At 36.9% G+C, this 26,685-nt stretch carries 26 protein-coding genes; 11 read left to right on the top strand and 15 right to left on the bottom strand.

What is annotated here, in order from left to right; genetic code table 11:
* Nucleotides 1-86: 86 nt before the first annotated feature.
* Nucleotides 87-956, bottom strand: coding sequence for a flavin reductase family protein (locus H3Z82_RS02665; protein WP_182202347.1), 870 nt, complete (start codon nt 954-956; stop codon nt 87-89).
* Nucleotides 957-1,137: 181 nt separating this feature from the next.
* Between H3Z82_RS02665 and H3Z82_RS02670 the strand changes: the two genes are divergently transcribed.
* A complete protein-coding gene (locus H3Z82_RS02670) occupies nt 1,138-2,289 on the top strand; it encodes a sensor histidine kinase (protein WP_182202348.1) in 1,152 nt (383 codons plus the stop codon).
* Nucleotides 2,290-2,414: 125 nt separating this feature from the next.
* On the opposite strand, the gene H3Z82_RS02675 is transcribed toward H3Z82_RS02670, so the two are convergent.
* The 3 genes from H3Z82_RS02675 to greA form a co-directional block, all read right to left on the bottom strand.
* Nucleotides 2,415-2,681: a hypothetical protein gene (locus tag H3Z82_RS02675; protein ID WP_182202349.1), complete on the bottom strand. Its 267-nt coding sequence runs from the start codon at nt 2,679-2,681 to the stop codon at nt 2,415-2,417.
* The gene (locus H3Z82_RS02680) at nt 2,653-3,042 is read right to left on the bottom strand and encodes an HIT family protein (protein ID WP_182202350.1); all 390 of its coding nucleotides are present in this window, start codon (nt 3,040-3,042) and stop codon (nt 2,653-2,655) included. Before H3Z82_RS02680 ends, H3Z82_RS02675 begins: the two co-directional genes overlap by 29 nt.
* A gap of 281 nt (nt 3,043-3,323) precedes the next feature.
* Nucleotides 3,324-3,797: a transcription elongation factor GreA gene (greA, locus tag H3Z82_RS02685; RefSeq protein ID WP_182202351.1), complete on the bottom strand. Its 474-nt coding sequence runs from the start codon at nt 3,795-3,797 to the stop codon at nt 3,324-3,326.
* Nucleotides 3,798-3,948: 151 nt separating this feature from the next.
* On the opposite strand from greA, the gene H3Z82_RS02690 reads away from it, so the two are divergent.
* Nucleotides 3,949-4,371 carry a Rieske (2Fe-2S) protein gene (locus H3Z82_RS02690; RefSeq protein ID WP_182202352.1) on the top strand — a complete coding sequence of 141 codons (423 nt, stop codon included), beginning with the start codon at nt 3,949-3,951 and terminating at the stop codon, nt 4,369-4,371.
* Here H3Z82_RS02690 and H3Z82_RS02695 read toward each other — a convergent pair.
* The 8 genes from H3Z82_RS02695 to H3Z82_RS02730 all read right to left on the bottom strand — a co-directional run bounded on the left by H3Z82_RS02695 (nt 4,368) and on the right by H3Z82_RS02730 (nt 12,506).
* A complete protein-coding gene (locus H3Z82_RS02695) occupies nt 4,368-6,839 on the bottom strand; it encodes a TonB-dependent receptor (RefSeq protein ID WP_182202353.1) in 2,472 nt (823 codons plus the stop codon). The two genes, H3Z82_RS02690 and H3Z82_RS02695, sit on opposite strands and share 4 nt — an antisense overlap.
* A gap of 544 nt (nt 6,840-7,383) precedes the next feature.
* The gene (gene arfB / locus H3Z82_RS02700; protein WP_182202354.1) at nt 7,384-7,788 is read right to left on the bottom strand and encodes an alternative ribosome rescue aminoacyl-tRNA hydrolase ArfB; all 405 of its coding nucleotides are present in this window, start codon (nt 7,786-7,788) and stop codon (nt 7,384-7,386) included.
* 115 nt (nt 7,789-7,903) lie between these two features.
* Nucleotides 7,904-9,457 carry a DUF4301 family protein gene (locus H3Z82_RS02705; protein WP_182202355.1) on the bottom strand — a complete coding sequence of 518 codons (1,554 nt, stop codon included), beginning with the start codon at nt 9,455-9,457 and terminating at the stop codon, nt 7,904-7,906.
* A complete protein-coding gene (locus tag H3Z82_RS02710) occupies nt 9,454-10,020 on the bottom strand; it encodes an AAA family ATPase (RefSeq protein ID WP_182202356.1) in 567 nt (188 codons plus the stop codon). The genes H3Z82_RS02705 and H3Z82_RS02710 overlap by 4 nt, the downstream gene beginning before the upstream one ends.
* Nucleotides 9,981-10,613 (bottom strand): nicotinamide riboside transporter PnuC, encoded by a 633-nt coding sequence (gene pnuC / locus H3Z82_RS02715; protein WP_182202357.1) that lies wholly within the window; start codon nt 10,611-10,613, stop codon nt 9,981-9,983. The genes H3Z82_RS02710 and pnuC overlap by 40 nt, the downstream gene beginning before the upstream one ends.
* Entirely contained in the window at nt 10,597-10,857 is a 261-nt protein-coding gene (locus H3Z82_RS02720) for a thiamine-binding protein (RefSeq protein WP_182202358.1), read from the bottom strand. The genes pnuC and H3Z82_RS02720 overlap by 17 nt, the downstream gene beginning before the upstream one ends.
* 93 nt (nt 10,858-10,950) lie before the next feature.
* Nucleotides 10,951-11,721 carry a geranylgeranylglyceryl/heptaprenylglyceryl phosphate synthase gene (locus H3Z82_RS02725; RefSeq protein WP_182202359.1) on the bottom strand — a complete coding sequence of 257 codons (771 nt, stop codon included), beginning with the start codon at nt 11,719-11,721 and terminating at the stop codon, nt 10,951-10,953.
* Nucleotides 11,722-11,876: 155 nt separating this feature from the next.
* Nucleotides 11,877-12,506, bottom strand: a complete 630-nt coding sequence (locus H3Z82_RS02730; protein WP_182202360.1) for a 4'-phosphopantetheinyl transferase family protein — start codon at nt 12,504-12,506, stop codon at nt 11,877-11,879.
* Between the two features lie 159 nt (nt 12,507-12,665).
* On the opposite strand from H3Z82_RS02730, the gene ahcY reads away from it, so the two are divergent.
* From ahcY to H3Z82_RS02750, 4 genes are all read left to right on the top strand, one after another.
* Entirely contained in the window at nt 12,666-13,982 is a 1,317-nt protein-coding gene (gene ahcY, locus H3Z82_RS02735; RefSeq protein ID WP_182202361.1) for an adenosylhomocysteinase, read from the top strand.
* Between the two features lie 579 nt (nt 13,983-14,561).
* On the top strand, nt 14,562-15,218 hold the full coding sequence (locus H3Z82_RS02740) for a hypothetical protein (RefSeq protein ID WP_182202362.1): 657 nt from the start codon (nt 14,562-14,564) through the stop codon (nt 15,216-15,218).
* Nucleotides 15,219-15,305: 87 nt separating this feature from the next.
* Complete coding sequence (locus H3Z82_RS02745; RefSeq protein ID WP_182202363.1) at nt 15,306-15,923, top strand: hypothetical protein; 618 nt, start codon at nt 15,306-15,308, stop codon at nt 15,921-15,923.
* A 232-nt stretch (nt 15,924-16,155) separates the two neighbouring features.
* Nucleotides 16,156-16,626 carry a very short patch repair endonuclease gene (locus tag H3Z82_RS02750; RefSeq protein WP_182202364.1) on the top strand — a complete coding sequence of 157 codons (471 nt, stop codon included), beginning with the start codon at nt 16,156-16,158 and terminating at the stop codon, nt 16,624-16,626.
* A 70-nt stretch (nt 16,627-16,696) separates the two neighbouring features.
* Here the strand turns inward: H3Z82_RS02750 and H3Z82_RS02755 are convergent, their stop codons facing one another.
* Nucleotides 16,697-18,838 carry a S46 family peptidase gene (locus H3Z82_RS02755; protein WP_182202365.1) on the bottom strand — a complete coding sequence of 714 codons (2,142 nt, stop codon included), beginning with the start codon at nt 18,836-18,838 and terminating at the stop codon, nt 16,697-16,699.
* 447 nt (nt 18,839-19,285) lie between these two features.
* Here H3Z82_RS02755 and H3Z82_RS02760 point away from each other — a divergent pair, with 447 nt between their 5' ends.
* From H3Z82_RS02760 to H3Z82_RS02770, 3 genes are all read left to right on the top strand, one after another.
* A complete protein-coding gene (locus H3Z82_RS02760) occupies nt 19,286-20,428 on the top strand; it encodes a methionine aminotransferase (protein ID WP_182202366.1) in 1,143 nt (380 codons plus the stop codon).
* A 136-nt stretch (nt 20,429-20,564) separates the two neighbouring features.
* On the top strand, nt 20,565-21,002 hold the full coding sequence (locus H3Z82_RS02765) for a hypothetical protein (RefSeq protein ID WP_182202367.1): 438 nt from the start codon (nt 20,565-20,567) through the stop codon (nt 21,000-21,002).
* Nucleotides 21,002-21,781 carry an amidohydrolase gene (locus H3Z82_RS02770; protein WP_182202368.1) on the top strand — a complete coding sequence of 260 codons (780 nt, stop codon included), beginning with the start codon at nt 21,002-21,004 and terminating at the stop codon, nt 21,779-21,781. Before H3Z82_RS02765 ends, H3Z82_RS02770 begins: the two co-directional genes overlap by 1 nt.
* Here H3Z82_RS02770 and H3Z82_RS02775 read toward each other — a convergent pair.
* The gene (locus tag H3Z82_RS02775) at nt 21,741-23,372 is read right to left on the bottom strand and encodes an Ig-like domain-containing protein (protein ID WP_182202369.1); all 1,632 of its coding nucleotides are present in this window, start codon (nt 23,370-23,372) and stop codon (nt 21,741-21,743) included. The genes H3Z82_RS02770 and H3Z82_RS02775 overlap by 41 nt on opposite strands.
* 52 nt (nt 23,373-23,424) lie before the next feature.
* Nucleotides 23,425-24,105, bottom strand: a complete 681-nt coding sequence (locus H3Z82_RS02780; RefSeq protein ID WP_182202370.1) for a ComF family protein — start codon at nt 24,103-24,105, stop codon at nt 23,425-23,427.
* 89 nt (nt 24,106-24,194) lie between these two features.
* On the opposite strand from H3Z82_RS02780, the gene H3Z82_RS02785 reads away from it, so the two are divergent.
* The gene (locus H3Z82_RS02785; RefSeq protein WP_182202371.1) at nt 24,195-25,076 is read left to right on the top strand and encodes a hypothetical protein; all 882 of its coding nucleotides are present in this window, start codon (nt 24,195-24,197) and stop codon (nt 25,074-25,076) included.
* A gap of 62 nt (nt 25,077-25,138) precedes the next feature.
* Nucleotides 25,139-26,680 (top strand): glycine--tRNA ligase, encoded by a 1,542-nt coding sequence (locus tag H3Z82_RS02790; RefSeq protein ID WP_182202372.1) that lies wholly within the window; start codon nt 25,139-25,141, stop codon nt 26,678-26,680.
* Nucleotides 26,681-26,685: the final 5 nt, after the last annotated feature.

Consider the following 26,685-nt stretch of genomic DNA (forward strand, 5'->3'; position numbering starts at 1 on the left):
TATTATTCCTATTTATAATTATTCTTTTTCTTTTTTTGATACTCTTTAATCTCTCAAACTCAAATTTTGAATCTTAAGCTCAACATTTAAGACAGTAACAACTTCCATGCACTATCAACATCGCCATAGCTCAGGTAATTTCTTGCTAATTTGTGTTTTTCACGATGGCTCATTTCCTTAATATTCGCATGATGTTCAGCAATACTACTTACAAATTCGGCAATGGCTTCATCCGTCGGGAAGGATTCGATATTGCCTAACATCCCTAAATCATTACCAGTAAAAATCATACTGTTTTTTATAGCTTCCGGCATTGCATCAATCCCAATTCCAACGGTCCGTAACGGTTTTGGCACTTTAAAGAAACCTTTTTTAGCGCGGCTATAATGATCGCCACCAGCTCTGGCTACCAAATCCAACTTTTCTTGATCAATCATTTCATTAGCATCCAAAACTTCCGGCGCAATATGAATTTTTAAAACCTGGCAAATAACCAAGTTTCCAGCACCGCCTTCGGTACCCAACTTTATAATTTCATTGACCTTGCATTCCAATTGTATTGGTGATTCTGCCACCCTAAAAGGTTTTACAATATCTGATTTTAGCATGGTCAAACCTGCTTTATCAAATTCATTGATGTCTTTATCGTACTCCGTACTACTTAATGATGCTTGGTGCACCAAATCATAGTTGACTACATTAATTACAACTTCCTTGGTAGCTTCTACATTCTCTAAGGTATGTTTCACACTATTGTTTCTAACCCGTCTTGCTGGCGAAAAAACCAGAATTGGAGGATTGGCGCTAAACACATTAAAGAAACTAAAAGGTGATAAATTAGGGTTTCCATCAGCATCCACAGTACTTGCAAATGCAATTGGTCGTGGAGCCACAGCACTCAATAAATAACCATGTAATCTACCTGTAGACAGGTCTTTAGAATCAAAACTTACCATTTAAAAAAATTGTTAATTGCAAATGTAACCATATTGTTAAACCTATAAAAATGAATTAGAATAAGAATCAAACAATAATATCAACATTATGGCATTAGTTAAATAGGGCCAAAAAATTATCGTTATAAAGATATTCAGTTTCCTAAATTCTTTAAGTATATTTAAAATCACAACTGTATTGATGTCTTACGCTATGAACCGAAATATTTTACGGTGGATCATTATTGCTTCGTCTTTTATCATCATCTCTTTAATTTTATGGAATACGTATATTTTCTTTCAGAATTTTAAGGCTGAAGAACGTATCAAAATGCAAAACTGGTCATTTGCCCAATCAGAATTATTGAAATCTGATGCTGACGAGAATGTGGAACTTACCCTAAAAATCTTAGAAAGTAATCATACCACGCCGATGTTGGCCATCAATAAGGATGGAAGTTTAGGCACCTTCAAAAACATTGATCCGAAGAAAGTAAATGACGCGCTCTCTGTTAATAATCTTATGGCTAAATTTGAGAGCGAAAACAAGCCCATTGAGGTATTTTATAACAATGAAATCTATTATACAATTTATTATGGCAATTCGCCTTTAATCAATAAGCTCAAGTATTATCCACTAGCACTTCTTCTTATTATTGTACTTTTTGCTGCAGTGGTTTATTTTTTCTACCGCAGTTCAAAAATCGCAGCCCAAAATAAATTATGGACGGGAATGGCCAAGGAAACTGCGCACCAAATTGGTACACCGCTTTCATCGCTAATCGGATGGACTGAGATTTTACGTTCTGAAGAGGTCAATCCGTCGTATCTTTTGGAAATTGAAAAAGACATCTCACGCTTGCAAACCATTACCGACCGATTTAGTAAAATTGGTTCGGTACCAACTTTGGAGCGCTCAGATATTGTTAAGGAAACAGTCGATTCTTACGAGTATCTCAAAGCGCGATCAAGCAAACTGATTAACTTTACGATCAATGCACCTGACCATCCTATTTACGTGCAATTAAATCAGCAACTTTATAGTTGGACGATTGAAAACTTAGTAAAAAACGCCATTGATGCCATGCGTGGGAAAGGCCATTTGAAACTGACCCTTATTGAAGGCGATAAGGAGGTTAAAATTACAGTTTCAGATTCGGGCAAAGGCCTACCCAAAAGTTTATACAACAAAATTTTTGAACCTGGTTTTACCAGTAAGAAACGTGGTTGGGGCTTGGGGCTTTCATTGGCCAAACGGATTGTTGAAGATTATCACAATGGTAAGATAAAGGTGTTACATTCAGAAATTGACAAAGGAACGACCCTACAAATATCATTAAAAATAATTCCGTAAATTTGGAATATGGCGAACAAGTTTTTCACTTTAAGAGAAATCGAGTTAAATAACAATTGCCCTGAATGCTATTCAAGAGACGGGTTGCAATTGACGTTTAAGCAGCGCTTTATTGAAAACTTTTTTTACAAAGCCATTTCATCAGAAACCGCCCACTCATTATTTTGTAAAGTTTGCGAAACCATGATTTTCCCTGTACGGTGGACGGACGATATCGATAGGGTTTTTGAATACCAACAACGGGCCACACCACCAAAACCAACCTCTTTTAAATTGAAAGCTTCATCTTGGGTATTAATGGTCGTAATATTCGCTACCCTAACCGCCGCCACACTTTTATTGCTATAAATTTTTGATTTAGATTTACAATCGGTCTGAAATACGTTTAGCAATGGCTTCAAATTCTTCCTTTTCCAAGCTTACCTTGTTCGTAAATCGGATATCATCCATGCTATGCAACGGGATCAGATGCACATGAACATGTGGAACTTCCAGGCCAACAACAGACATGCCCACTCGCTTACAAGGCACTGCTTTTTTTAAAGCGATTGCCACACTTCTGGAAAACTCCATTAATCCCACATAGGTAGTCTCGTCCAAATCAAAAAGTTGATCCACTTCAATTTTGGGAATACACAGGGTGTGACCTTCTGTATTGGGATTTACATCTAAAAATGCCAAAAAATCTTTTGTTTCAGCAACTTTATAACTTGGAATTTCACCATTGACGATTTTAGTAAATATGGATGCCATTTTATTTGTGTTTCTTAGTTGTTTTTGTTTTCCGCCGTTGTTTTGTTACAAACGGGCAGGCCTGTTTCTTGCTTCTTGCTTCTTGTTTCTTGTTTCTTGTTTCTTGTTTCTTGTTTCTTGTTTCTTGTTTCTTGTTTCTTGTTTCTTGTTTCTTGTTTCTTGTTTCTTAAAGCATAGTTTTTTCTTGGACTCCGAACTCTATAAATATAAAAAGAAAATTCCTGTTAGAATTGATCTTAACAGGAATGTTGTGTTTTTTATTAAAAAGGATCTAAGCCGGACTATCTCGAAATTTCCAAGATGTCAAACTTTAAAATGCCGTTAGGCACTTCAATATCTGCAACTTCACCTACTCTTTTACCCAATAGGCCTCTTCCAATAGGAGAGTTGACTGAGATTTTACCGGATGCCAAGTCTGCCTCACCATCGGCTACCAAAGTATAGGTCATTTCCATACCGTTGGTTTGGTTTTTTATTTTCACGGTAGAAAGCACTAAAACCTTGGAGCTATCCAATTGCGATTCATCAATCAATCGGGCATTAGCCAGGGTTTCCTCTAATTTGGATATTTTCATCTCCAGCATGCCCTGTGCTTCTTTGGCTGCATCATATTCAGCATTTTCACTTAAGTCGCCTTTATCCCTTGCCTCACCGATAGCTCGTGAAGCATTTGGGCGTTCAACATCCTTTAAGTAACTGAGTTCTTCCCTTAATTTTTTTAAACCTTCCGCAGTATAATAAGATACTTTACTCATAATTCATCGTTTTACTATATATAAAATATGCTGAAACCCCGTTTTGGAGAACAGCATAAAAAAATCCCGCTTTCACGAGATATGAAACAAATATACAAAATATTTACCACAACTTTGAGATTGTTGTAAATTGCATGACAATTTAAACCTGATGAAACAGATTTTTTTATTAATTAGCCTACTTTTTTTAACTGCCTGCAGCAGAAACAATAACGATGAAAACTGCAAATTCCTCGTCAATGCCGCGGTCAATGTTACCATCAATATGAATTTACCGCAATACAACCAATTGCAATTTACCAGCAATTCAGTTTATATTGCCAACCAAGGCAATAAAGGCGTGATTTTAATCAATGTTGGGAGTGGTTACCGCGCTTGGGACGCTGCAGATCCCAACCATGAACAAAGATCATGCTCACTACTAACAATTAATGGCGCCAACGCCATTTGTGGTTGCGTTGACGCCAATAATTATAGCTTATTTACAGGAGGTTCCGTCGGAAAACAGTTGCTTTGTGGACTTAAGGAATACCGTGTAACCGTATCTGGAAGCTCGCTCCATATTACCAATTAGAATTTCAAAGTAGCTCCAACTAAAAAGTTGGTAGTGGCTTGTGGAAAATATCCTGCACCTTCAATAGTAGTCACTTGGTTTGGATCCGTCCAATTATCGTCATAAGTGTAGTAAAATCCATTGGATATGTATTTCTTATTGAAAATATTATTTACCAATCCCGAGAATAAAACCGATTTGAGGAAAGGCTTTTTCTGAGTGTCAACATTAGACTTCAAATGCCATTCATAGGTAACATTTATATCGTTCACAAAATAAGCATCCAATTTAGAGGCTTGCGAATCGGTATTGCCCATAAACTGTTCGCCGACATACTTACTCAACAAGCTGATTTGAAAATCTTCTTGGGGCTGATACACTAAGGCATTTGAAGCTACGAGCTCTGGTGAAAACGAAATGTTTGTCTTACCTAAATCCACTAACTCGCCATCGCGTTCAATAACCGTCTTTTTATTTTTATTTGAGCTCAGCGTCACACTAGGCTGTAACGTCCATTGCGAGGTCAATCTCAGTGCCGCTTCAATTTCCAAACCTAAGCGGTAACTGTCGCCACTATTGGTTCGGATTGGATTTCCAGTGGTATCAAGTTCTCCTGTCAATACCAGCTGTTCATTGTACATCATATAATAGGCATTAGCATTGATGCGGAACGCAGGATCATCATAGCGCCATCCCAGCTCAAAATCATTAAGTTGCTCAGGTTTGACGTCGGCATTATTTTGGAAATCTTTACGGCTCGGCTCTCTATTGGCTCTTGCATAAGAAAAATACAAAGCATTTGCTGCGTTAAATTGGTAGTTAAAACCTGCTTTTGGATTAAAGAAATTAAAGGTTTCGTCAATTTCCATGAGATCCATATCTGAGTTTGTTCCTGTCGTGGAATAGTCCACATTACGATACTGCAAATCGCCATAAAAACTCAATTGTTCATCAAACTGATAGGTGGCTTTTGCAAACACATTGGCATCGGTTTTCTTCCCGTTACCATCATAATAACGATGTCCTTTAGGTGTGTTTCCTGCATATTGCGCCCAAATCACCTCGCCATAATGATCGCCACTATACGTACTGTAAGAGGTTCCGAAGGAAAGGTCTAAATTGTTCTTTTTATAATTGGCGTTGGCATTGATCACATAAAAGTGATTATCCAACCATCGGCGGCGCACCAAGTCAGTATCCGTAATACTCTCACCTCCCAGTTCAATATTTTCCATACCGTATTTTATTAAGTTCTGATCTTCTTTGTATTGCTCAAAAAAGCCCAAACCTCGTGTATAGTTCAATCCCAAATTTGTAGACCATTGGTTATTGATGCGCTCATTCCAATGTAGTTGGTAGTGATCCTGCTTATAGTCGTCAATTTCATTATCATAAAATTGAATATTTCCGTCAGCATCAGTGTACATTCCGGCGGTATTAAAAGTTCTATGATTTTCCAATAGATCCAAATCTTCCAATCCATTCCAGGCTTGATAAGTGATTTCTTGGCCTCCAAAAACAACCGCTTTGATCAGGCGATTGGTATCAACATAGGCACCTTGCAAGAAATATGATTTTAGATCTGAACTCGCTCGATCAATATAACCATCCGACTTAATATTAGACAGACGTCCTGAAACTTCGAAGTGGTCATTTAAGCGTCCGGTACTAAACTTAAGTGTGTGTTTGTGGGTGTTATAACTCCCAAAAGAATTTGCTATTTCAGCACTCGCTTCATTAGACACGCTTTCCGTAAGCACATTTATACTTGCGCCAAAAGCACCAGAACCATTTGTTGATGTGCCGACACCACGTTGCAATTGCATGCTCTCTGTGGATGAAGCAAAATCGCTCAGATTGACCCAAAAGGTGCCCATAGATTCCGGATCGTTATACGGGATGCCATTTATGGTAATGTTGGTAGATTGCGCATTAATTCCGCGCACTCTAATGCCTGTATAGCCCACTCCTGCTCCAGCATCTGTCGTGGTGACCACTGATGGTAAAAAATTAAGAAGCATCGGAATGTCCTGGCCTAAATTACGTTTCTCCAGATCCTCCTTTGATATATTGGAGTGTGTAATGGGTGAGCTTGAACCAACGCGCACGGCGTTGACCAATACTTCGTCCAATACCTCAGCCGTTTCGTTAATCACGATATTAAGCACTAAATCAGCAGTGAGTTCAAAGGTTTTCTCGATTGGTTTTGCTGTTAGATAGCGGATTTCTAAAGTGTGTGTTCCTTGGGGCAAGTCCAAAGCATAGTGCCCGTTGATATCCGTTTGGGTCCAGGTCTCGCTATGTTTCAGTTGTATACTGACCCCTGCCAGTGGTTCGGAATTTTGTTGAGTGACAAGGCCAGAAACACGATAGTTTTGTGCAAAAGCCGTCAGGCTCGATAAGAGCAAAAAACAGGTTAAAATGAAATAAAAAGATGGTTTAAATCGACCTTTAGCCGGTACATTTTTGAATGTGAACAAAGATTTCATTCGAATAAATAAATTTAGACGAATAAAAAGAGGTAATTATTCTTAGTTAAAAATTATATGATTGTTTTAAGCTTTAAAATTTAGCGGTATCTTATTAAGAATTTTGCCGGCAACCGTTAATTAAGTCTTGAGACCTATTTTAAAACTTATATTCCTAAACGGCATTATCCGTTCTAGGTTCAATGGGTATGATCTCAGCCGATTCGATTGTAAATTTTTGATTTTTGATATCTGATTTTTGAATCTTTTCTATTCAACAATCATCAATCTTCAATCTCCCATTATCAATCTATCAAGCACCCCTTTTTTGAGAACGGTGCAAAGATAAGAATGAATTAAGAATTAAAAAATAAGAATGACTAATTATTTAACCAACATCAATAGAAGTTGAAGTACTCCGAGAAATGTACGAAAAACTTTGTTTTAGAGAACCTGAGACGCAGAAGGAAAACCTTCATATTGCGCTTCTCGATTGATATTCAAATTATACTAATGAATGCCATTGCATACTATTGACTGCCGACTGCCAACCGTTAACTGTGCACTACTCTATATCCGGCGGCCTCCGATTAGCCTTTTTATCGGAGATTTTCCGTTTCGCCTTCAATCGTTTTCTAACCACTGATCTTGGTATTTTTGTGGCAATACGTTTTTTGGGAATAATCAATCCTTCCTTGATGAGATCGAAAAAGCGTTGCACGACAAGCGTTTTGTTTTTATGCTGACTTCTGCTCTCTTCGCATTGAAGCATGAGAACATTTTCTTTGGTGAGTCGGTTTTTGAGGTTTTGCTGCAATAATACTTTTTCATCGTCGGTCAATCCATTTGAAGCTTCCAAATCGAAAATGAGTTCCACTTTTGAGGCTACTTTATTGACATTCTGGCCCCCTGCGCCTGAGCTCCTCACCGCTTTAAAATCTAATTCTGATTGCAAAATTTCTTTGTTCATGGACAAGGTTATAGACACGGATTTCACGGATTAACACCGATTTTAAACTCAAATATAAACGAAAATTTTGCAGTTCTTTACTGCCAACTGAGGCCTAAAGACTAGCAACTGAGCACTACTCATTTTGATGCGTCGGTTTCAGCAAGTCGGTGACTGTTTTTACTGGATTAAAAGTAATTAATGGCACTTCAACAAAAACAGTATTCCATCCGGCCATACTGCCATTCCAAAGTCCGGGCAATTCCAATGCCATCAAATCTTTTCCGGCTTTAGTTTTCTTGGTGATAAAGGCGGTTTTTGGATCGACAAAATCTTGTAGGTCAAAAACCTCACCTTTGTAATTTTTGATGCCACAGACCAAATCGACAGGATTGAAATGTGTAGCGTTCATTAAAATTTCATTTTGCTTTTTATTGTCTTTATCAATTTGTGCCGACTCTACAATTTGAAGTGAGATTTGCCCTTTTTCGTCCTTTACCCAAAATGGGCCACCTCCAGGTTCTCCTTCGTTTTTGACCATCCCACATATACGGATGGGTCTGTTCAATCTGTCAACTAAATATTCAATTTTATATTTTGTGGAAAACTTCTCGAACTCAGAGCTGATGACCACATTCAATTTATTAACTAAAAACTCAGAAATTTTTAGAATATCGTCTTCTGAAACTTCTCCTTTTTCAAGATGCTTCAAATGTTCAAAAACCTCCTGCTGAATTTCCAATAACATGCCGGCCAACATTTTTTTATACTCGGCCACTTCATCCTCATATTTATAAACGACAACATTATCAATATTCTTTATAAAAATGACATCTGTGTCCAATTGGTTCAAGTTGTCCAGCAGCGCCCCATGACCTGACGGTCTAAAAGTCAATTGTCCATCATCATCTCGGAAAAGCTCGTTTTGGGGAGTCACCGCAATGGTATCGGTTGAGGCCTTTTGATACGAAAAGGCAATAGTGAACTTGGTATTTGTTTTGCGCTCTACAATGTCCTGAATTCGGGCAAATTCGTCATCAAACATTTTTTTATAGACTTCGGAAATTGTAAAATGCAGATATGCCAAATTATTTGTGGATGCATATAAGGCTGCTTCAAATAAATGCTCCTCAAAAGCGGTTGCCAGATGATTTTTATATTTATGAAATGGCAGCAGCCCTTTTGGATAGAAGCCATAATTCATTTTATCCACATCCATCATTGTTTTAACGAATAACAATTTTTGCTTGTCCTTACAGAACGAAGCATGATCAGGATAGAAAACATGAAGCTGTTCCATTACCCTATTATAAAACGGTAACTTTTCCATACCCATAAAAAACAAGGACAAATCCGTATCGTTATGTTTATTGATAAAGGAATTTATCGTTTCGTCTTCTGGAGCGTATTCTTCAATAAACCTAAACAAGGTTTTAAACATTCGTGTAGCTGCTCCTGAGGCAGGAACGAATTTAGCCAGCGAGACTCCATCTCTTTCATTCTCAAAGAAGTTGATATAATATGTTTTCGTTTCTTCAGAACATTTGACGATACCGTTATCTATGGTAGCCGCCGAACTAAGGTTCACAAAAGGCACACCCGATTTAAAAAGCTCAAGTTGCGCTTGGACCTGCTCTAAAGTCAAACCTTTACCTTTAATTTGCTGAAGATCAATATCTGTAAATTTCACGCTTTCGTTTTTATAAGTTCATCAATTTGATCAACCGCGAGCTGAAATCGCTCAGCAATAGATCCTTTCAATAAAATATAGGGTTTATTATATTTAATTAAGACGTCTTCAAAGGCTTTAAACATAGCTTCCCTATCATGGGGCCGATCTCTTAGATGGTCAGCTACCCATGGAAAATCAATATAAGTCAAAAAATAGAAATCGTAGCTGTTTTCTATAGCATATTTTTCAAGAACCGGGTCACAGACCCCATTGTAATAAGCTTCAGAATAAACTTTTGTTTCCAATAAATCCGTATCACAAATAAGTACTTTGTTTGCTTTTGGAGCCAGTTTATTTTCCAATCGCATTTGCCCCTCAGCAATCGGCAGGACATCATTTATTGTTAGTGTTTTTCCGAAACGTAATTTTTCTTCAGCATAAATACGAGAATATTCAGGCACAAATACCGTTTGATAATGCTGTGCCAACTGCTTGGCTAACGTACTTTTCCCGGTTGATTCTGGACCAAATAAAACTACTTTTATGCAATCTGAGGCGTCTTGTCTAAGCTTTTCTTCCATGCTATATATCCGTAAATTGCTATAAATGTAAATCCAAAATATTGAATGCTGGTAAATGTGAATCCTTTGTAGAAATAGAGAGGAATGGAAATGAGGTCTCCTATAATCCAGTAAATCCAGTTTTCCACTTTTCGACGTGCCATAAGCCACATCCCTACAAAGAAAATTGCGGTTGTGAACGTGTCAACATAAGCCACCCAACTGGTCCATTTATCAAAGCCTTTATATACAATGAATACAAAGCCAATGGTTGCCAAAAATATTAAAAGACTGATTTTATGCTCCCGAGCGGTCGTTCTTGCAATAGGCGTAACATGAGTGCTGTCTACTTTTCTGGTCCAAATATACCACCCATAAACACTCATAGCGAAATAATACCCATTGATCATCATATCCCCCAAAAGCTCCCATTTTAAGAGTAGGTACACAAAAATCCCCGTGCTGATCATTCCTGTAGGAAAGACCCAAATATTATTTTGTTTAGAACTCCAAACTGAAAGAAATCCGAAGATAACGGCTACAATTTCTAAAACAATATCTGTGGTTTCATAGCCTGAATATTGTCCGAAAAGGAAATCAAAAATGTGGCTCATATTCGTTTCTATCAGATTTGACAATTTTTATATAAACCAATCCACGTTCCACCAAGGTGAATGCTTCTTTAATTTCAGTGGTCAGAAGTTGCATAACCACGTCATAATCGCCATAAACCTGTGTACTCAAAGGATTTTCCAAGACCGTTAGTCCTGAAGCTCTTAATTTTTTGATAAAATGGATGATGCTTGGCTCATAATCATCATGCAAAGGCGTCAAGGTTAATTCTACTGATATTTTCATAACATTTCCTGTGTATCCCGATAACTACGGGAAAGAATCTCATTTTAGTTAAACTTATCTCTATATTCCCTCTTTTGTGGGAATCTTTAAATATTACTTCTCTTCTTTGGACAAATGTTCAAAAGTCATTGCTACATTTAATTCTTCAAAAAACAATTCATTTTCTTCAAATGCGGTTCCGATCACCATCAAATCTGCTCCGGAATCATAGGCAGCATCCAATTGTTTTTTAGATCTAATACCACCGCCAACAATAAGCGGAATGCCCACATCATTTCTTACCGCTTGAATAATTTCAGAATTTATAGGATCAATCGCACCACTTCCTGCCTCGAGATAAATACATTGCATCCCTAAAAGCTCTGCTGCTTTTGCGGTATCGACAATAGCCTGAATATTTTGTCTATTCAAAGGTTGGGTGTTAGTTACACGTTCCACAGCGGTTTCCTTTCCGTTTTCGATTAAGAGATAACCCGTAGGAATAATTTCAAGTTCCATAGTCCTTAACACTGAAACAGCTTCAACCTGTTTACCGATTAGATAATCAGGATTTCTCCCCGAGACCAATGACAAAAACAACAAGCCATCAGCTTTTGACGATAACTGTGAAACATCTCCGGGAAAAATTAGGATGGGTAAATGGGTCCATCGTTTTAACTCTCTAATCAACAAATCCGTTTGACCTGTTTCAACCGTACTGCCACCAACAAAAATATGAGTGACCAATGAACCATTCAGTTGGGGCACAAATTTTGGGACGACCTCCAACTTCATTTTGTCAGGATCAATCAAGACGGCCAAAAGCTTTTCCTTTAAAGAAATTGCAGTTAATAAATCTTGATATAAATTCTTCTGTTTAGCCACGACTGTTTTGCTATAAATCTGTTTAAAACTTTTCTACTTGAAATTTTGATATTATCCTTTCTGCTTAGTCATGCACCCTTTGCTATCGGGAGCACGAATGTATTTTATAATTTCATTACCCTGAATTCAGAACTCTGAACTCATACCACCACACCTCACCCTTCGTAGGCATAAGCACATGAAAAGCCTTCAAATTCAAAAAAGTGCGTATTATATCTGTATTTCCTATCTTCATAATCAATCCAAGCTACCGTCTCTTCATCTTTAATCATGAATGGAATTACTAAAAAATGGTGTTTAAACATCATGCCCGGCGTTGCAAACAATTTGTACAAAGATTCTTTGATACACCAGATTACGGTTAGTTTGTTAATATAATCGTCAGCAGTAGCTACTAAATAATCTGCTTCATAACCAATAAATTTATGGGCGATGACCGCTATTTTCTCACGCTGTTTTTCAATGTCTATTCCAACCTTTTGATCACTGACAATAACTCCTGAAAATGTAAATGAATGGGTAATGGAGATATGTTTGCCGTCTTTTAGGTGAGGTTTGCCATTTTCGTCATAATACAAATCATGGTCGGTGTAACCAAATTCCGCCAACAGATGGCGTACACTTAAAAATCCGCGCTGGTGAAGTTCACTTTTCATCCCCAAAACTCTGGTCATGCATTCATCTCTTAGGGTGATGGGCTGCATGAGTGCTTCATAGGATTCTGTAATCTGCCAGATTTTAACAGTAGTTTGTGAGTTTGGGGTAATGGTTTTATATAATGGCATTTAAGTTTCTCGAAGTTATTAATTATCTTTGCAGTCGCATAATAAAATTATAGAAACAAATATACAATTATGTAATTCGCTATACAACCTCGCTTGTTTAGAAAACATAATATTACAAGATTGTATATTTTCTATTGAAGAACACTTAAAAAATAACAGATGAATACAAAAACATTGCCTTACGTACCTTATAAAGTAAAAGACATATCGCTTGCGGAATGGGGAAGAAAAGAAATCGAATTGGCTGAAGCTGAAATGCCAGGATTAATGAGCCTTCGTGAAGAATATGGCGACTCGCAACCATTGAAAGGTGCGCGTATTGCAGGATGTTTGCACATGACCATTCAAACGGCGGTGTTGATTGAAACCTTAATCGCTCTTGGTGCAGATGTCACTTGGAGTTCTTGTAATATTTTCTCTACCCAAGATCAAGCGGCAGCTGCCATTGCTGCTGCTGGGATTCCGGTGTACGCATGGAAAGGAATGACCGAAGAGGAATTTAATTGGTGTATTGAACAAACCTTATTTTTTGGTGAAGACAGACAACCATTGAACATGATTTTGGATGATGGTGGCGATTTGACCAATATGGTTTTTGATAAATATCCAGAGTTAATGGCTGGAATCAACGGACTTTCTGAAGAAACAACCACAGGTGTCCACAGACTTTATGAGCGTATGAAAAACGGCACATTATCCATGCCTGCCATCAACGTGAATGATTCTGTAACCAAATCGAAATTTGATAACAAATACGGCTGTAAAGAAAGTGCAGTTGATGCTGTACGTCGTGCTACGGATGTTATGTTAGCCGGGAAACGTGTTGTGGTTTGTGGTTATGGTGATGTTGGTAAAGGTACAGCGGCGTCATTTAAAGGTGCTGGAAGTATCGTAACGGTTACTGAAATCGATCCAATTTGTGCATTACAAGCTGCCATGGACGGTTTTGAAGTGAAACGTCTTGAAACTGTTGTAGGAAATGCGGATATCGTCATTACCACTACTGGAAATAAAGACATTGTTCGTGCTGAACATTTTGAAGCCATGAAGGACAAAACTATCGTTTGTAATATTGGTCACTTTGATAATGAAATTCAAGTGGATTGGTTGAACACTACCCATGGTGCTTCAAAAGTTGAAATCAAACCTCAGGTTGATAAATACACCATTGATGGTAAAGATATTATCCTTTTAGCTGAAGGCCGTTTGGTCAACTTAGGCTGTGCTACTGGCCACCCAAGTTTTGTGATGAGTAATTCATTTACCAACCAAACTTTGGCTCAGATAGAGCTGTGGACCAATAGAGATGCTTATAAAAATGAAGTGTATATGTTGCCGAAACATTTGGACGAAAAAGTAGCCAAATTGCACTTGGAGAAAATTGGTGTAGAACTCACTGAACTTAAAGAAGATCAAGCAGAATACATTGGTGTTGCGGTAGAAGGACCTTACAAACCGGAATATTATCGTTATTAACCAATTCCTGCGCAAGCAGGAATCTCGTGCTGAAACTATAAAACCAAGATCCCAAGCAATTACTGTTTGGGATTTTTTGTTTTCTATAGTTTAAATTAAAGATTGTATCAAAATTATTTCTATTTTAATAGTTTCTGAAAAGAGTCAACAGATTAAAGACGAAGTTAATTTTTACATTTTCTCATAAATGGAATAATTAATCTCCGACGCGATGGAGAATAAAAGTTATTGAAACATCATCGTTTTTTAATTAAACAGAAAATACGACCGTTTACAATAAAAACATAATTAAAATAATCTTATAAATGACGAAACCAATTTAGAAAAGATTTTATTTAGGTCTCGTAGTAATTCATGAAGAAAAAAGTAGATCGAAAAACAAATCTCTCAAATTAGTAATTCAAGTAGCAATTAAAATAAGTCCAATTTTAGTCAGCAAAAACCTGATAGTTTAAGTGCAGGAGAAAACATTGCACTTTATGCAAGAGATATAGCCGACGCAGTTGAAAGCGTAATGAGAGGAGAATATTAAAGTATGCCAATATATTTCGTCTATGGCAATTTCCAAAAACTTAAATAATGAAGGAAACAATGAATTTTAAAGCTTTCAATTTCTCTCCAATAATTTGGTGGAAAATCTTAGATAAATCAATTTACCTTTGTAATGCTTTTGGAAAAGAAATAAAACCAAATTTTAGTTTTATCGAATGGTTAAATTCAGAAGTCATCCAAAATGAAAGTATTGACTTAATTAACAATGAAATTAATTTCACTACAGATAAGAGATATTATAACGTAAGAAAAAATGAGTACTTTTTTAGAGTTAAAGGAATTAATACTTATGGTTGTGAAGTTTCTGAAGTCACTGAATATGATTTATTCATAAAACATAAAATTGATAAAAACAGACCCCTAACATATACTTTTAGAATTTTCGATTTAAACCATTTAGCTTTAATGCATTTATATAAATGGTTGGTTTTCAACAGTAATTATGAATGGGTTAGATGGGAAATGTATTTTCAATTTATAATTTCTAAATTAAAAACGACTGAAAGAAAATTATTTATATATATGTGGTATATCACATTAAATGAAATAAATATTCAAGATCATTTTTTTAAAGACGTTGCTCAATATAAGGTGTTTAAAGTCAAATATGAAGAACTTTCAAAACAAGCTAAATATATAAATGACAAAATAGATAAATTAAGAAAAAAGACAAACAAACAATAACAATCAATTAAAAATCAATTCTGCCACTTTTTCCTCGAATTGCAAATATTCATAAAACAAACCTCCATCTTTATTCAAAATATAATTATGAAAAAAAATATTGGATTTTTAATTTTTGCTTTTACTATTTTTCAAAATTCATATTCACAAAAGTTATATGTTTGGTGTCAAAAAGAACAAATACCGGTACCGAGAATTGAATTTCTGACAAACTCAGAAATTGATTTAGTTGTTTTCGACGGAAGAATATTAACTAAAAACAGCAAAATTGAATGTGATAGTCAAACAATAATTAACAGTTTAGCAGACCTTATTAAATCGACTTATCCATCAGCACGAATTAATCTATTAGAAACAGATAAATATTTCAGAAACTCCGAGAAAAATAAAATTACGATTAAAATTATGATTTCGGCTTATCATGCAGCTTTTGGTGGAGATGTAAAGATCGGGATTGGAAATGTTGCGGGTCAATTTAGCTGGGGAGTTTTTCCTGAAGGAAAATGGAATGCTACTACAGGGTATTCTATAAAAATCTATGACTACAGAAATAATGAGGAAAATAAATTTTCGAAAGAAATAGGGAAAATTGTTTCAAGACCAAATACTGGCGGATATAGAACTGCAAAAAACATTTTGAACAATTCTTATATTCAAGCAAACCAAGAACTTCTCTTTTTCATTGATAATAGTTTAATGGAATGATTTGTTTTTCAAAGAACACAAAGTCTTTAATTTACAAGCCATAGCGTTGCTATAAGATGCCGCAAAAAACAGGTTCCTATAAAAGCCAGAAGTCCCGTCGAGCACATTTATTTTGAGTAGCAGGGAGAATATCTTACAACATGTTAAATAATGTATCTGCATTTTCAACGTTTTGTTAAACCTCCAAAAATCTTTCTATTTAAATTGGAAATTTTCTAATTTAGAGAGCATCATGACTTACAATGAACCCAACATCATCGTCCCAAGATTTAACGAGGAATCAGGTTTTTACACCACCAAAAAACGCTCAAAAATGATGAGCAAGATTCGTGGAAAGAATACTAAACCCGAGCTTTTGTTCAGGAAAGCCTTATGGCGAAAAAACGTCCGCTACCGAGTAGATAGCAAACAACTACCAGGAAAACCCGATATCTCTATTAAAAAATACAAGCTCGCTATTTTTATTGACGGGGAGTTTTGGCATGGCTATAATTGGGACGAACGTAAAGACGCCATAAAAAGCAATCGTAAGTTTTGGCTCCCTAAGATTGAACGCAACATGCAACGCGACCGACAAGTCAATCAAGAGCTTTCTGAAAGAGGTTTTACGGTTTTTAGATTTTGGTCCAAAGAAATCCTTAACGATTTGGATCAATGCATTAATGATGTTCTTATGTTTATAGCCACTGGAGAAAACACCTAAGTCAAGCTTGTCCACAAAAAAACCCTTCCAAAGTGAAATGAAAGGGTTTTGTATTAAATTAACAATCTAATTATTTTTTGACCTTGGTCTTCTTAGTCTTCTTAGTCTTCTTGGTTTGTGTATTTCCTGATTTTGGACGCACCAAACTCATTTCATCAATCAAATGCTGTGCACCCGCATATTTATCAATGATGAATAGGATGTAGCGCGCATCCACCATAATATTTCTACAAATCTCAGGGTCGTAATATATGTCGCTCATGGTGCCTTCCCAGACCCGGTCAAAATTCAATCCCACTAAGTTCCCATAGGCATCAATAGCTGGGCTTCCCGAATTTCCACCAGTGGTATGATTCGTTCCTAAGAAGCAAACAGGCACTTTTCCTGTGGCATCCGTATATTGTCCGTAATCTTTATTAGCATACAATTCTTGTAGCTTTTCCGGGACATCAAACTCATAATCGCCCGGAATATATTTTTCCATCACCCCGTCCAAATAGGTCAAAGGCTCGTAATAGACCGCATCTCTTGGCTCATAGCCTTTCACCTTACCATAAGTAACACGCAAAGTACCATTGGCATCTGGGAAGTAACGTTGTTCTGGCAAAACCTCCATCAAAGCTGTCATATATTGCTGTTCAAGATTATTTATCTGAGGATTCAACGCTTGGAATCGAGGCTCTACCTCTGTATAAAATGCTATGATAAACGGTTTAATATATTGGTAGGCGGCATCTTTATTCAGTTTTTCCACCACCTCACTCGAATTGCCTTCCAATACCTTTAGAGCACTTTCCAAATTGGTAAAGGCCGTTTTATCATAAATGGAAGCATCAACTTCATCTGTATATAACGGCATGACCGCCTCAAAAACCTCTCTATCTACCTTGGCATTATAATTTTTATAAACGCCTTTCATACGAGCAATATTGGCATCTCTTTGCTTTTCAAAAGCCTCTTCACTGTTGGCTGCAGCACCTTCCAATTGCGCAAGACCAAAGATCATTGGTGTCAATTCGTTGGTTCTTAAAAAGACTTCCATAAAGCTGGTACGCTTTACGTTGATCTCTTCTATTTCATTATAAAGTCGCTCCAGCTCTGGCAACACATTCCCGTATTTACTTTCCAGTCCTTTAGCTTTTAACTGTTTTGTAAATTCAGCTTCTTGTGCTTTTTTTATGCCGATGGCACCACTTTTTTCAATACCTAAATTCTCACCTTGCCATTTTTTCCAGGCGTTGGCAATGCGCGCTTGTTTGGAAGCATATTGGATTCTGATCTGATCATCCGCTTTCATATGAGCGTCGATCACTTTTAACGCCGCTTCCCTGATGGCAATTGCTCGTGGGTTAATTTTCTCTACAGTTTGTGCTATTGCAGCTGCCGGAAGATACTCATCAGTAGTACCCGGAAAACCAAATACCAATGTAAAATCATCCTCGCTCACACCATCTAATGATATTGGTAAGTAGTGTTTTGGTGTAAACGGAACATTATCTTCAGAGTAAGCTGCCGGACGGTTATTTTTATCAGCATAAATTCTGAATAAGGCAAAATCGCCCGTGTGACGTGGCCAGACCCAATTGTCGGTATCACTACCAAACTTTCCAATACTGGAAGGTGGTGCGCCAACCAATCTGATATCAGTATAACGTTCAGTCACAAAAAGAAAATATTGATTGCCTTTATAGAACGCTTTGATCCTCGTGTCCTGCCAATCTTCTTTTTTAGCGGCTTTTTCAATGGCAGTACTGTTACGTCCTCTTATGGATTGCTGCTCTCTATCCGACATAGCATCAGTAACACCTTCCAAAACCTGTTCGGTAACATCTTCTATTCTGACAATAAATTCAATATACAGACTGTTATTTGGCAACTCTTCTTTGAAGTTTTTTGCCCAGAATCCGTCCTTCAAATAGTCGTTTTCCAAAGAGGAATGCGACTGGATTTGACTGAATCCACAGTGATGGTTAGTTAAAATCAAGCCTTTATCGGAAATCACCTCAGAGGTACAGCCTCCATTAAAATGACCAATGGCATCTTTTAAACTCGAATTATTAACGTCATAAATGTCTTGAGCTGATAATTTACTACCCAAACTTTGCATTTCGTCTTCGTTCATACCTTGAAGCAATGACGGAATCCACATACCACCTTGTTGGGCAGATACCTGAACTGCAATAAAAAGAAATAAAATTCTGAAAATTTTCATATCTAAAATGATTTTAAAAAAGTACCCAAAGATAAGAAAGCCACCACTAAGTTTAAACTATTTATTGATGTATGTTGGCTAAAAGAATCAAGACCGCTTCGCTTTTAGAGTCAAGAACAAAGACTTGAATCGTCAAAATTCGAAAAACTGTATTCTCAATCAAAATTCAGAACAAAGTAAACAGTCTTGTAAATGACTTTAAACATAGAATGTACATAACCTAGAAAACTTAATCGACTGAATAGATGAAAGTTGAAATCAGCATAAATTGGATGATGATAATATGTAGCTAAGACTGAGTTATCATTTAATCAACTATGACATGCCAAACAAAAGTCGATTAAAGTAGTCAAATATTTTGTTTATATTATCTTTAAACAAGAAACTCGATGCAAGTCTCGGGATATTAAAAACCCACTAATGGGAATAAACCTAAAACATCATATAATGCAATACCAATCAAAACTCCCTAATGTCGGTACTACAATCTTTACGGTCATGGGAAACTTGGCTCAAAACCATAAAGCCCTCAATCTATCTCAAGGATTTCCTAATTTTAAAAGTGATCAAAAATTGATTGATTTGGTTACCAATGCCATGAATTCTGGCTATAACCAATACGCTCCAATGGCGGGGAATTTAGAATTACGTGTTGCGATTACCAATAAATTTGAAAAACTCTATAATAGCTCCTACCATCCCGATTCAGAAATTACAATGACTGCGGGTGCTACCCAGGCCATTTTCACCATAATTTCTACTTTTATAAAACCAGAGGACGAGGTTCTTATTTTCAGACCGGCTTATGATTGTTATGAACCGGCCATAGAATTGAATGGTGGGAAAACAATTTCCGTACAATTGGAAGCACCACACTACGCGGTTGATTGGGCTGCTGTTTCGAAAAAAATCAATTCGAAAACTAAAATGGTGATTATCAATACACCTCAAAATCCAAGTGGGACCGTGTTCTCGAAAGCGGACATGCTGCAGCTCCAAGACTTATTAAAAGGTACAGACATTATTTTGCTGAGCGATGAAGTTTACGAACATATCATTTTTGACGATAAAAAGCACCAGAGTGCCTGCCTGTTTCCTGATCTGAAATCGCGAAGTTTTGTAGTGGCATCCTTTGGAAAAACCTTCCACAATACAGGTTGGAAATTGGGGTATTGCTGTGCGCCAAAAGCTTTGATGGCCGAATTTCAAAAAGTGCATCAATTTAATGTGTTTTGTGTGAATCATCCGATGCAAAAAGCCTTGGCAGATTACCTACAGGAACCTGAGCATTATTTAAAATTATCAGCCTTCTATCAGCGTAAGCGCGACTTGTTTTTGAGTTTGATCAAAGATTCTCGATTCAAATTTACGCCGGCCCAAGGTGCTTACTTCCAGATTTTGGATTACTCAAATATCAATATGGAAAATGACTTAGATTTTGCCAAGCGATTGACCATTGATCATAAAATTGCTGCGATTCCGCTCTCGGTTTTCAACGCCGATAATTTAGATCATAAAGTGCTAAGATTCTGTTTTGCCAAAACCGATGACACCTTAAAAAAAGCCGCTGACATTTTGAATTCTATTTAAAAAACGAATCCCCAATACCTTGTTAAAAGTTAAATTTTGACCTTAAAAATTGCTATTTTTGCATACCCAAAAACGCTATAGCCTCACTGGCTATCAAGAGGTTTTAGGGATCTGAATAAAGAAAAAAAACAATGTTATGAAAAACTGGATATTTATATTTTTTATGAGCCTTGGCATCATGGCTAATGCCCAACACGTTATTAGCGAAGGTGTAGCTTATGAAGTTAAGGGGAAGTCTATTTTTAAAGAGGGTATTGATATTACACACACTCTTGACAAAAGCAAAAAAGACAAAATTATCAAGACCCACAAGAATAAATTAAGGGCGGATAAAAGAGCTGAGAAAGCAAGAAAAAAGCAAGAAAAAGCCCGTAAAAAAGCTGCAAAAGACTTAAAGAAAAAGCAAAAGGCCCAAGACAGGTATCTAAAGGCCACCAAAAGATTGGAACAAAATCAGGCAAAGTACAACAGACTTAAGGAAAGAGGAAGGCTCTCTCCTAAGGATGAAGAAAAATGGCTCAAAAAATTAGATCGGTATAAAAAGGATGTTGAAAAAAGAAGAAAAAAGCTATAATGTCTGAAAATTTAAATATCGCTTTAATTCAAACGGAATTGGTTTGGGAGCAGCCTGAACAAAACAGAACAGATCTGTCAAAAAAAATAGATGCCCTAAAGAGTCCTGTGGATATTATTGTGTTGCCTGAGATGTTTACCTCAGGTTTTACCATGAATCCGTCTCATGTTTTTGAAACCATGCAAGGGGAAACCGTTGATTGGTTAAAATCAGTGGCCGCCAAAAAACAAGCTGCCATCACCGGCAGTATGGTCATCAAAGAAGATGGACATTATTATAATCGTATGCTATTTGTCCATCCAGATGGGGCGATAGACCAATATGATAAACGTCATACTTTTACCTTTGCGGGTGAAGATAAAGTCTATTCGTCAGGTACTAAAAAGATCACTGTGGATTATAAAGGATGGACAATCTGTCCGTTAATTTGCTACGACCTTAGGTTTCCCGTTTGGGCAAGAAATGTGGAGAATTATGATGTGTTGATTTATGTTGCCAATTGGCCTGCTTCGCGCATGGTGGCATGGGATACCTTATTAAAAGCCCGTGCCATTGAAAACATGAGCTACTGTGTGGGTGTCAACCGAGTTGGCAAAGACGATAATAATCATGACTATTCAGGACATTCAGCTGTGTATGATGTGTTGGGAAATCGGATAGATACTATTCCTCTTGAAAAAGAAGCGGTTGAAATTGTGAGCCTTAAAAAAGAACACATCCAACAGAATAGGTCCAAATTTAATTTTTTGGCAGATCAGGATCAGTTTTCAATAAGGTAAATTCTTCTACCAAATCCCAACCTGTTCTTGCATCGATAATTTTGGAATAATAACTAATGCGCTCAGGCTGAACCTTCTTGAGATAGTTTCCTGTATCCCATTTTCTATTCCCGTTGGCATCATAAATAACTCGCAAATAATAAGTGCCTGGATTAATATGCCTGAAATCAAACATGCGTGGGGCATCTGCAAACTGTTCGTATTTAACCTTGCCACTATTATCCGTTAATTGTACGATTACCGGATATTCTGCATCAATTAAACTGACACGTACATCGGATAGATCAGAGAATTTCTTGGTTTTGATGGTATAGTTTAGCGTATCATTGACTTTTCCAAAGAAATCTGTTACCGCTTCCGGCAAGAATTGAATTTGATAAGTATTAGCTTCGGTTTTCTCAAATTTAAATCGGTAGGTGTTTCTTAAGGTATCAAATTCTGTTTTAAAATCCACTTTTATAGAATCTCTATCCATAATAGTAATTCTATCGAGATCAAGCTGCTCAAAGGGCACATTACCGGCAATTGAAAAATCTTTATCAAAATCAATGGTTCCTGTTCCTGATGGTTTGATAATTAGTGAGTCAACTTTTAAGTCCCGAAAACGGTGCTTTAAGGTATCAACGTAAGCTTTATTTCTGACCACAAATAACGTGGTATCCAACTCAATATTCGGTTTATACCAATAATATAAAGTATCTCTTTGTTCATCTTTCACAATACGGTATTCAAAACCTTCGGGTTTCTCTTCCAGCATTTCAATGGATAGCTCTTTGGCATCGCCGCGATAACCGAATTGTATTTTCTGCTTTGCAACCTGGGTGGGACGTTCTACATAAAAATCAGCCACCTCCTTAAATAGTTTTATTTCGTAAAAAGAATCGGTTGGCACAGTAATTTCCTTATCATAAAATCCAATTTTATCAGATTTCTGCTGATAGGTATAATTGGCGTTTTCATCTTTTAATGCTACCAAACGATATTTCCCAGCTTTAATATTATCAATACTAAACGTGCTGACGCTATCCAAAGTATTGGTCACATATTTAGGTCTGGATTTATAAATCGTCGAATCGTTATAAATAGAATCCACTTCGTACAACATTACCGAAACAAACTTTTCCGGTTCTCGTTTTTCAGCATCAACTATTGCACCTCTTACAGAAAGAGAGTCAATATAATCACCGGTAGAAAAAACATATTTATAATATGAAAAGGGGTTTTCCTCATTATTATCTACAATGCTTTGACCAAAATTAAAAGCATAAGTGGTGTTGGGCTGTAAAGTATCGTTAATCTTAATTGTGATGTATTTGCTTGCGCTGCCCAATGGCGTGATGTCTGGAGCTGGCTCCATTGGCGGGGAGATAATCAGCTGTTTTTGGGCGTTTTTTATTTTGACATATTCATCAAAATAAATCTCAATCTCATTACTGTTAAAATTTGTAGTGAAGTTATCGGGTGTTGAGTATCTTATTTTAGGTGGCTCAGTATCTTTCTCACCACCGGAGGGCATGCCTCTATTGGCACAATTGACGAGCATTGCAAGAATGCTAAAAAAGAGAAACAGTTTATAATAGGATTTAAACATCACCACACACAAATTTCAGCAAATTAACGATATATTATTTTAAACGAAAAAATTATTCCGCAATTGCCATAGTGGCGATACTTATAGTGGTTCCTTCAATTTTGGAAAGCGCATTGGCACAGGTCTCGATTGTTGCACCTGTTGTAATAATATCATCCACCAAAAGAATGTGTTTTCCTTTTAAAGATTCAAATTCGGTCACCATGAACAAGGCATCATCATTAACCCAGCGCCTGATCCGATCTTTGAAAACTTGGGTCGTTGTAGCTTTGGATTTCTGTAAGACCTCTGTATTGAATTCGCATCCCAAAGCCGCGGCAAGCTGTTCTCCAAACTTATGCACCTGATTATACCCACGTTGCCTTAACCGTTTGGTATGCAATGGCACCGGAACAACCACATCAATTGTCTTAAATCCATCACGTTGGCGCAAGTCTTCACCAAGCCATTTTCCAAGAAATTCACCAATCTCTTCATGGCCCTTGTATTTGAGATTATGAAGTAAGCGTTGCACCATTCCTTTCTTCGAAAACCATAAAAGTGCGGTGGCGTTTTTCAATAATACACGACCATATAACATTTTGGTCAGTGGATTTTCTGTTGTGCTTTCAAAATTTGTTAAAGGAAAATCATGTCTGCAAACCGTGCAAACATAACGTTCATTGATGTCCAAATGATGGTCACACGACAGACAAACCATTGGAAAGAACAAGTTTAACAAATTTTTCATCATTTTATCGATTAAAATCAGCCATCACAAACTTAATATATATTTTCGCTCCAATTAATTAAATAATCCCTATCCCTTTTTAATAATTAATTATGATAGTTAACCCTCAGTTTTTTAACTACAAAATTATTATTGGCTCTTTGATTATTGGCATAACTGCTTTAGGCATTGTAAGTTTCAATAGTTATGAATCTAGTAAGTCACAACAACGCTTTGTGGATCAAGAAAAAAAACTTGTTGAAAATGAATTGTCTGATATGATTTCAAGATATGACACTTTGAACCTCAACAACACGCTCTTATCTGAACAGCTTGATAGCGCCAAGAAATCCACTGAATCAGTCTTAGAACAATTAAGACTGATGGAAGGCGATATTGCAGTTTTGACGAAAGTTAAATCTGAACTTTCCAATATTAAAGCTAAAAACCATGCTCTATTCACGACTGTAGATTCTATCAACTTGTTAAATAAGCGCTTAGAGAGTGAGAAAGCGATAGCTTATACGGAGTTAAATGTGCAACAAAAGGTCAATTCTAAGCTTAAAAAAATTAATAAATCTTTAAATAGCACGATTGAAAAAGGCGCCTTATTGACCGCAAATTCTTTTTCAGCCAAAGCCTTTGGAACTGGCATCAATGCAGCTTCAACAACTAAAGCCGCACATGCCAATCGGATTGACGTTTGTTTTACATTAGCAGAAAACACCTTAACTGAAAAAGGGATGAAAGACATTTACATCCAAATATTAGATCCATTAAACAATGTTATTGGCGATAAAGGTTCGGTTGAATTTGGGAAGTTTCTACTTTTTTACAGCCATAAACAACACATCCAATACAACAATGACGTCATTGATGTTTGCACTATCGTTCAAGCTCAGAAAAATGACAAACCGCTTGCTAAAGGCACCTACTATGTCTCAGTTTTTCACAAAGAAAGGAAGCTTGGAGGCACACAAATTGAATTAAATTAAGCCCATAAAATATATTCATACAAACCGTTCCTTTAATGGGAAGGGTTTTCTATTTTTGCAGCATGACAAATCAGGACGACCAATTTAAGAAAGTGATATCTCACGCTAAGGAATATGGCTACGTATTTCAGAGCAGTGAAATATATGATGGCCTAAGTGCAGTTTATGACTATGCACAAAATGGCGCTGAGTTAAAGAAAAATATTCGTGACTACTGGTGGACCGCCATGGTACAAATACACGATAATATTGTAGGCATTGATTCCTCTATTTTCATGCATCCAACCACCTGGAAAGCTTCTGGACACGTTGATGCGTTTAACGACCCCTTAATTGACAATAAGGATTCCAAAAAACGCTACCGTGCCGATGTTTTAATTGAAGACTACTGCGCTAAGATTGAGACTAAGATTGACAAGGAAATCAAGAAAGCGGAAAAACGTTTTGGAGATGCGTTCAACAAGGAAGAATTCATTACTACCAATCCAAGAGTTGTTGGGTACTACGAAAACATAAAAACTATCCTTTCAAGAATGGGTAGGTCTTTGGAAAACGAAGATTTAGCTGATGTAAAAGCACTCATCGAGGAATTGGAAATTGCCGATCCTGTAACGGGAAGCAGAAACTGGACTGAGGTAAAACAGTTTAACTTGATGTTCGGCACCAAATTAGGTGCTTCAGCAGAAAGTGCGATGGATTTATACCTGCGTCCAGAAACGGCACAAGGTATTTTTGCGAATTTCCTCAACGTCCAAAAATCAGGACGTATGAAGATTCCTTTCGGAATAGCCCAAACCGGAAAGGCATTTAGAAATGAAATTGTCGCACGACAATTCATCTTTAGAATGCGCGAGTTTGAGCAAATGGAAATGCAATTTTTCATTAAGCCGGGTACTCAAAAAGAATGGTTTGAACATTGGAAAGAAGAACGCTTAAAATGGCATTTATCACTAGGCATGGGTGAGGAGAATTACCGTTTCCATGACCATGAGAAGATGGCACATTATGCAGATGCTGCAACAGACATAGAATTCAAATTCCCATTTGGATTTAAAGAACTTGAAGGCATCCATTCCAGAACGGATTTCGACTTAAAGCAGCACGAAGAATATTCAGGTAAAAAACTTCAGTATTTCGACCATGAAACGAAGGAAAGCTACACGCCATATGTATTGGAAACCTCAATTGGTTTGGACCGTATGTTTTTGGCTGTTTTCTCCAATTCATTGGTAGAAGAGGAATTGGACAACAATACCACAAGAACGGTCTTAAAATTACCTTCAGTATTGGCACCGGTAAAAGCTGCTATTTTACCCTTGGTGAAAAAAGATGGCTTACCAGAGATTGCACAGCAAATTCAGGATGATCTGAAATGGGATTTTAACGTGGTTTATGACGACAAAGATGCTGTAGGAAGACGCTATAGAAGACAGGACGCCAACGGGACGCCGTTTTGTATCACTGTTGATCATGATACTTTAGAAGACAACACGGTAACCATCAGACATAGAGACACTATGGAACAGACCCGCGTAAAAATTGAAGATCTGAGCAAGATCATCAAGAACGAAGTAGATATCAAGTCCTGGTTGAAGAAAATGTAGAAAAC

Source organism: Gelidibacter maritimus, from assembly GCF_014062315.1.
In the GTDB taxonomy this organism is placed as follows: Bacteria; Bacteroidota; Bacteroidia; order Flavobacteriales; family Flavobacteriaceae; genus Gelidibacter; species Gelidibacter maritimus.

Excerpts from the sequence above, each read along its gene's own strand:
- H3Z82_RS02665 (WP_182202347.1), bottom strand. The coding sequence starts at position 956 with ATGGTAAGTTTTGATTCTAAAGACCTGTCTACAGGTAGATTACATGGT.
- H3Z82_RS02670 (WP_182202348.1), top strand. The coding sequence starts at position 1,138 with ATGTCTTACGCTATGAACCGAAATATTTTACGGTGGATCATTATTGCT.
- H3Z82_RS02680 (WP_182202350.1), bottom strand. The coding sequence starts at position 3,042 with ATGGCATCCATATTTACTAAAATCGTCAATGGTGAAATTCCAAGTTAT.
- greA (WP_182202351.1), bottom strand. The coding sequence starts at position 3,797 with ATGAGTAAAGTATCTTATTATACTGCGGAAGGTTTAAAAAAATTAAGG.
- H3Z82_RS02690 (WP_182202352.1), top strand. The coding sequence starts at position 3,949 with ATGAAACAGATTTTTTTATTAATTAGCCTACTTTTTTTAACTGCCTGC.
- H3Z82_RS02695 (WP_182202353.1), bottom strand. The coding sequence starts at position 6,839 with ATGAAATCTTTGTTCACATTCAAAAATGTACCGGCTAAAGGTCGATTT.
- arfB (WP_182202354.1), bottom strand. The coding sequence starts at position 7,788 with ATGAACAAAGAAATTTTGCAATCAGAATTAGATTTTAAAGCGGTGAGG.
- H3Z82_RS02710 (WP_182202356.1), bottom strand. The coding sequence starts at position 10,020 with ATGGAAGAAAAGCTTAGACAAGACGCCTCAGATTGCATAAAAGTAGTT.
- pnuC (WP_182202357.1), bottom strand. The coding sequence starts at position 10,613 with ATGAGCCACATTTTTGATTTCCTTTTCGGACAATATTCAGGCTATGAA.
- H3Z82_RS02720 (WP_182202358.1), bottom strand. The coding sequence starts at position 10,857 with ATGAAAATATCAGTAGAATTAACCTTGACGCCTTTGCATGATGATTAT.
- H3Z82_RS02730 (WP_182202360.1), bottom strand. The coding sequence starts at position 12,506 with ATGCCATTATATAAAACCATTACCCCAAACTCACAAACTACTGTTAAA.
- ahcY (WP_182202361.1), top strand. The coding sequence starts at position 12,666 with ATGAATACAAAAACATTGCCTTACGTACCTTATAAAGTAAAAGACATA.
- H3Z82_RS02740 (WP_182202362.1), top strand. The coding sequence starts at position 14,562 with ATGAAGGAAACAATGAATTTTAAAGCTTTCAATTTCTCTCCAATAATT.
- H3Z82_RS02745 (WP_182202363.1), top strand. The coding sequence starts at position 15,306 with ATGAAAAAAAATATTGGATTTTTAATTTTTGCTTTTACTATTTTTCAA.
- H3Z82_RS02750 (WP_182202364.1), top strand. The coding sequence starts at position 16,156 with ATGACTTACAATGAACCCAACATCATCGTCCCAAGATTTAACGAGGAA.
- H3Z82_RS02755 (WP_182202365.1), bottom strand. The coding sequence starts at position 18,838 with ATGAAAATTTTCAGAATTTTATTTCTTTTTATTGCAGTTCAGGTATCT.
- H3Z82_RS02760 (WP_182202366.1), top strand. The coding sequence starts at position 19,286 with ATGCAATACCAATCAAAACTCCCTAATGTCGGTACTACAATCTTTACG.
- H3Z82_RS02765 (WP_182202367.1), top strand. The coding sequence starts at position 20,565 with ATGAAAAACTGGATATTTATATTTTTTATGAGCCTTGGCATCATGGCT.
- H3Z82_RS02770 (WP_182202368.1), top strand. The coding sequence starts at position 21,002 with ATGTCTGAAAATTTAAATATCGCTTTAATTCAAACGGAATTGGTTTGG.
- H3Z82_RS02775 (WP_182202369.1), bottom strand. The coding sequence starts at position 23,372 with ATGTTTAAATCCTATTATAAACTGTTTCTCTTTTTTAGCATTCTTGCA.
- H3Z82_RS02780 (WP_182202370.1), bottom strand. The coding sequence starts at position 24,105 with ATGATGAAAAATTTGTTAAACTTGTTCTTTCCAATGGTTTGTCTGTCG.
- H3Z82_RS02785 (WP_182202371.1), top strand. The coding sequence starts at position 24,195 with ATGATAGTTAACCCTCAGTTTTTTAACTACAAAATTATTATTGGCTCT.
- H3Z82_RS02790 (WP_182202372.1), top strand. The coding sequence starts at position 25,139 with ATGACAAATCAGGACGACCAATTTAAGAAAGTGATATCTCACGCTAAG.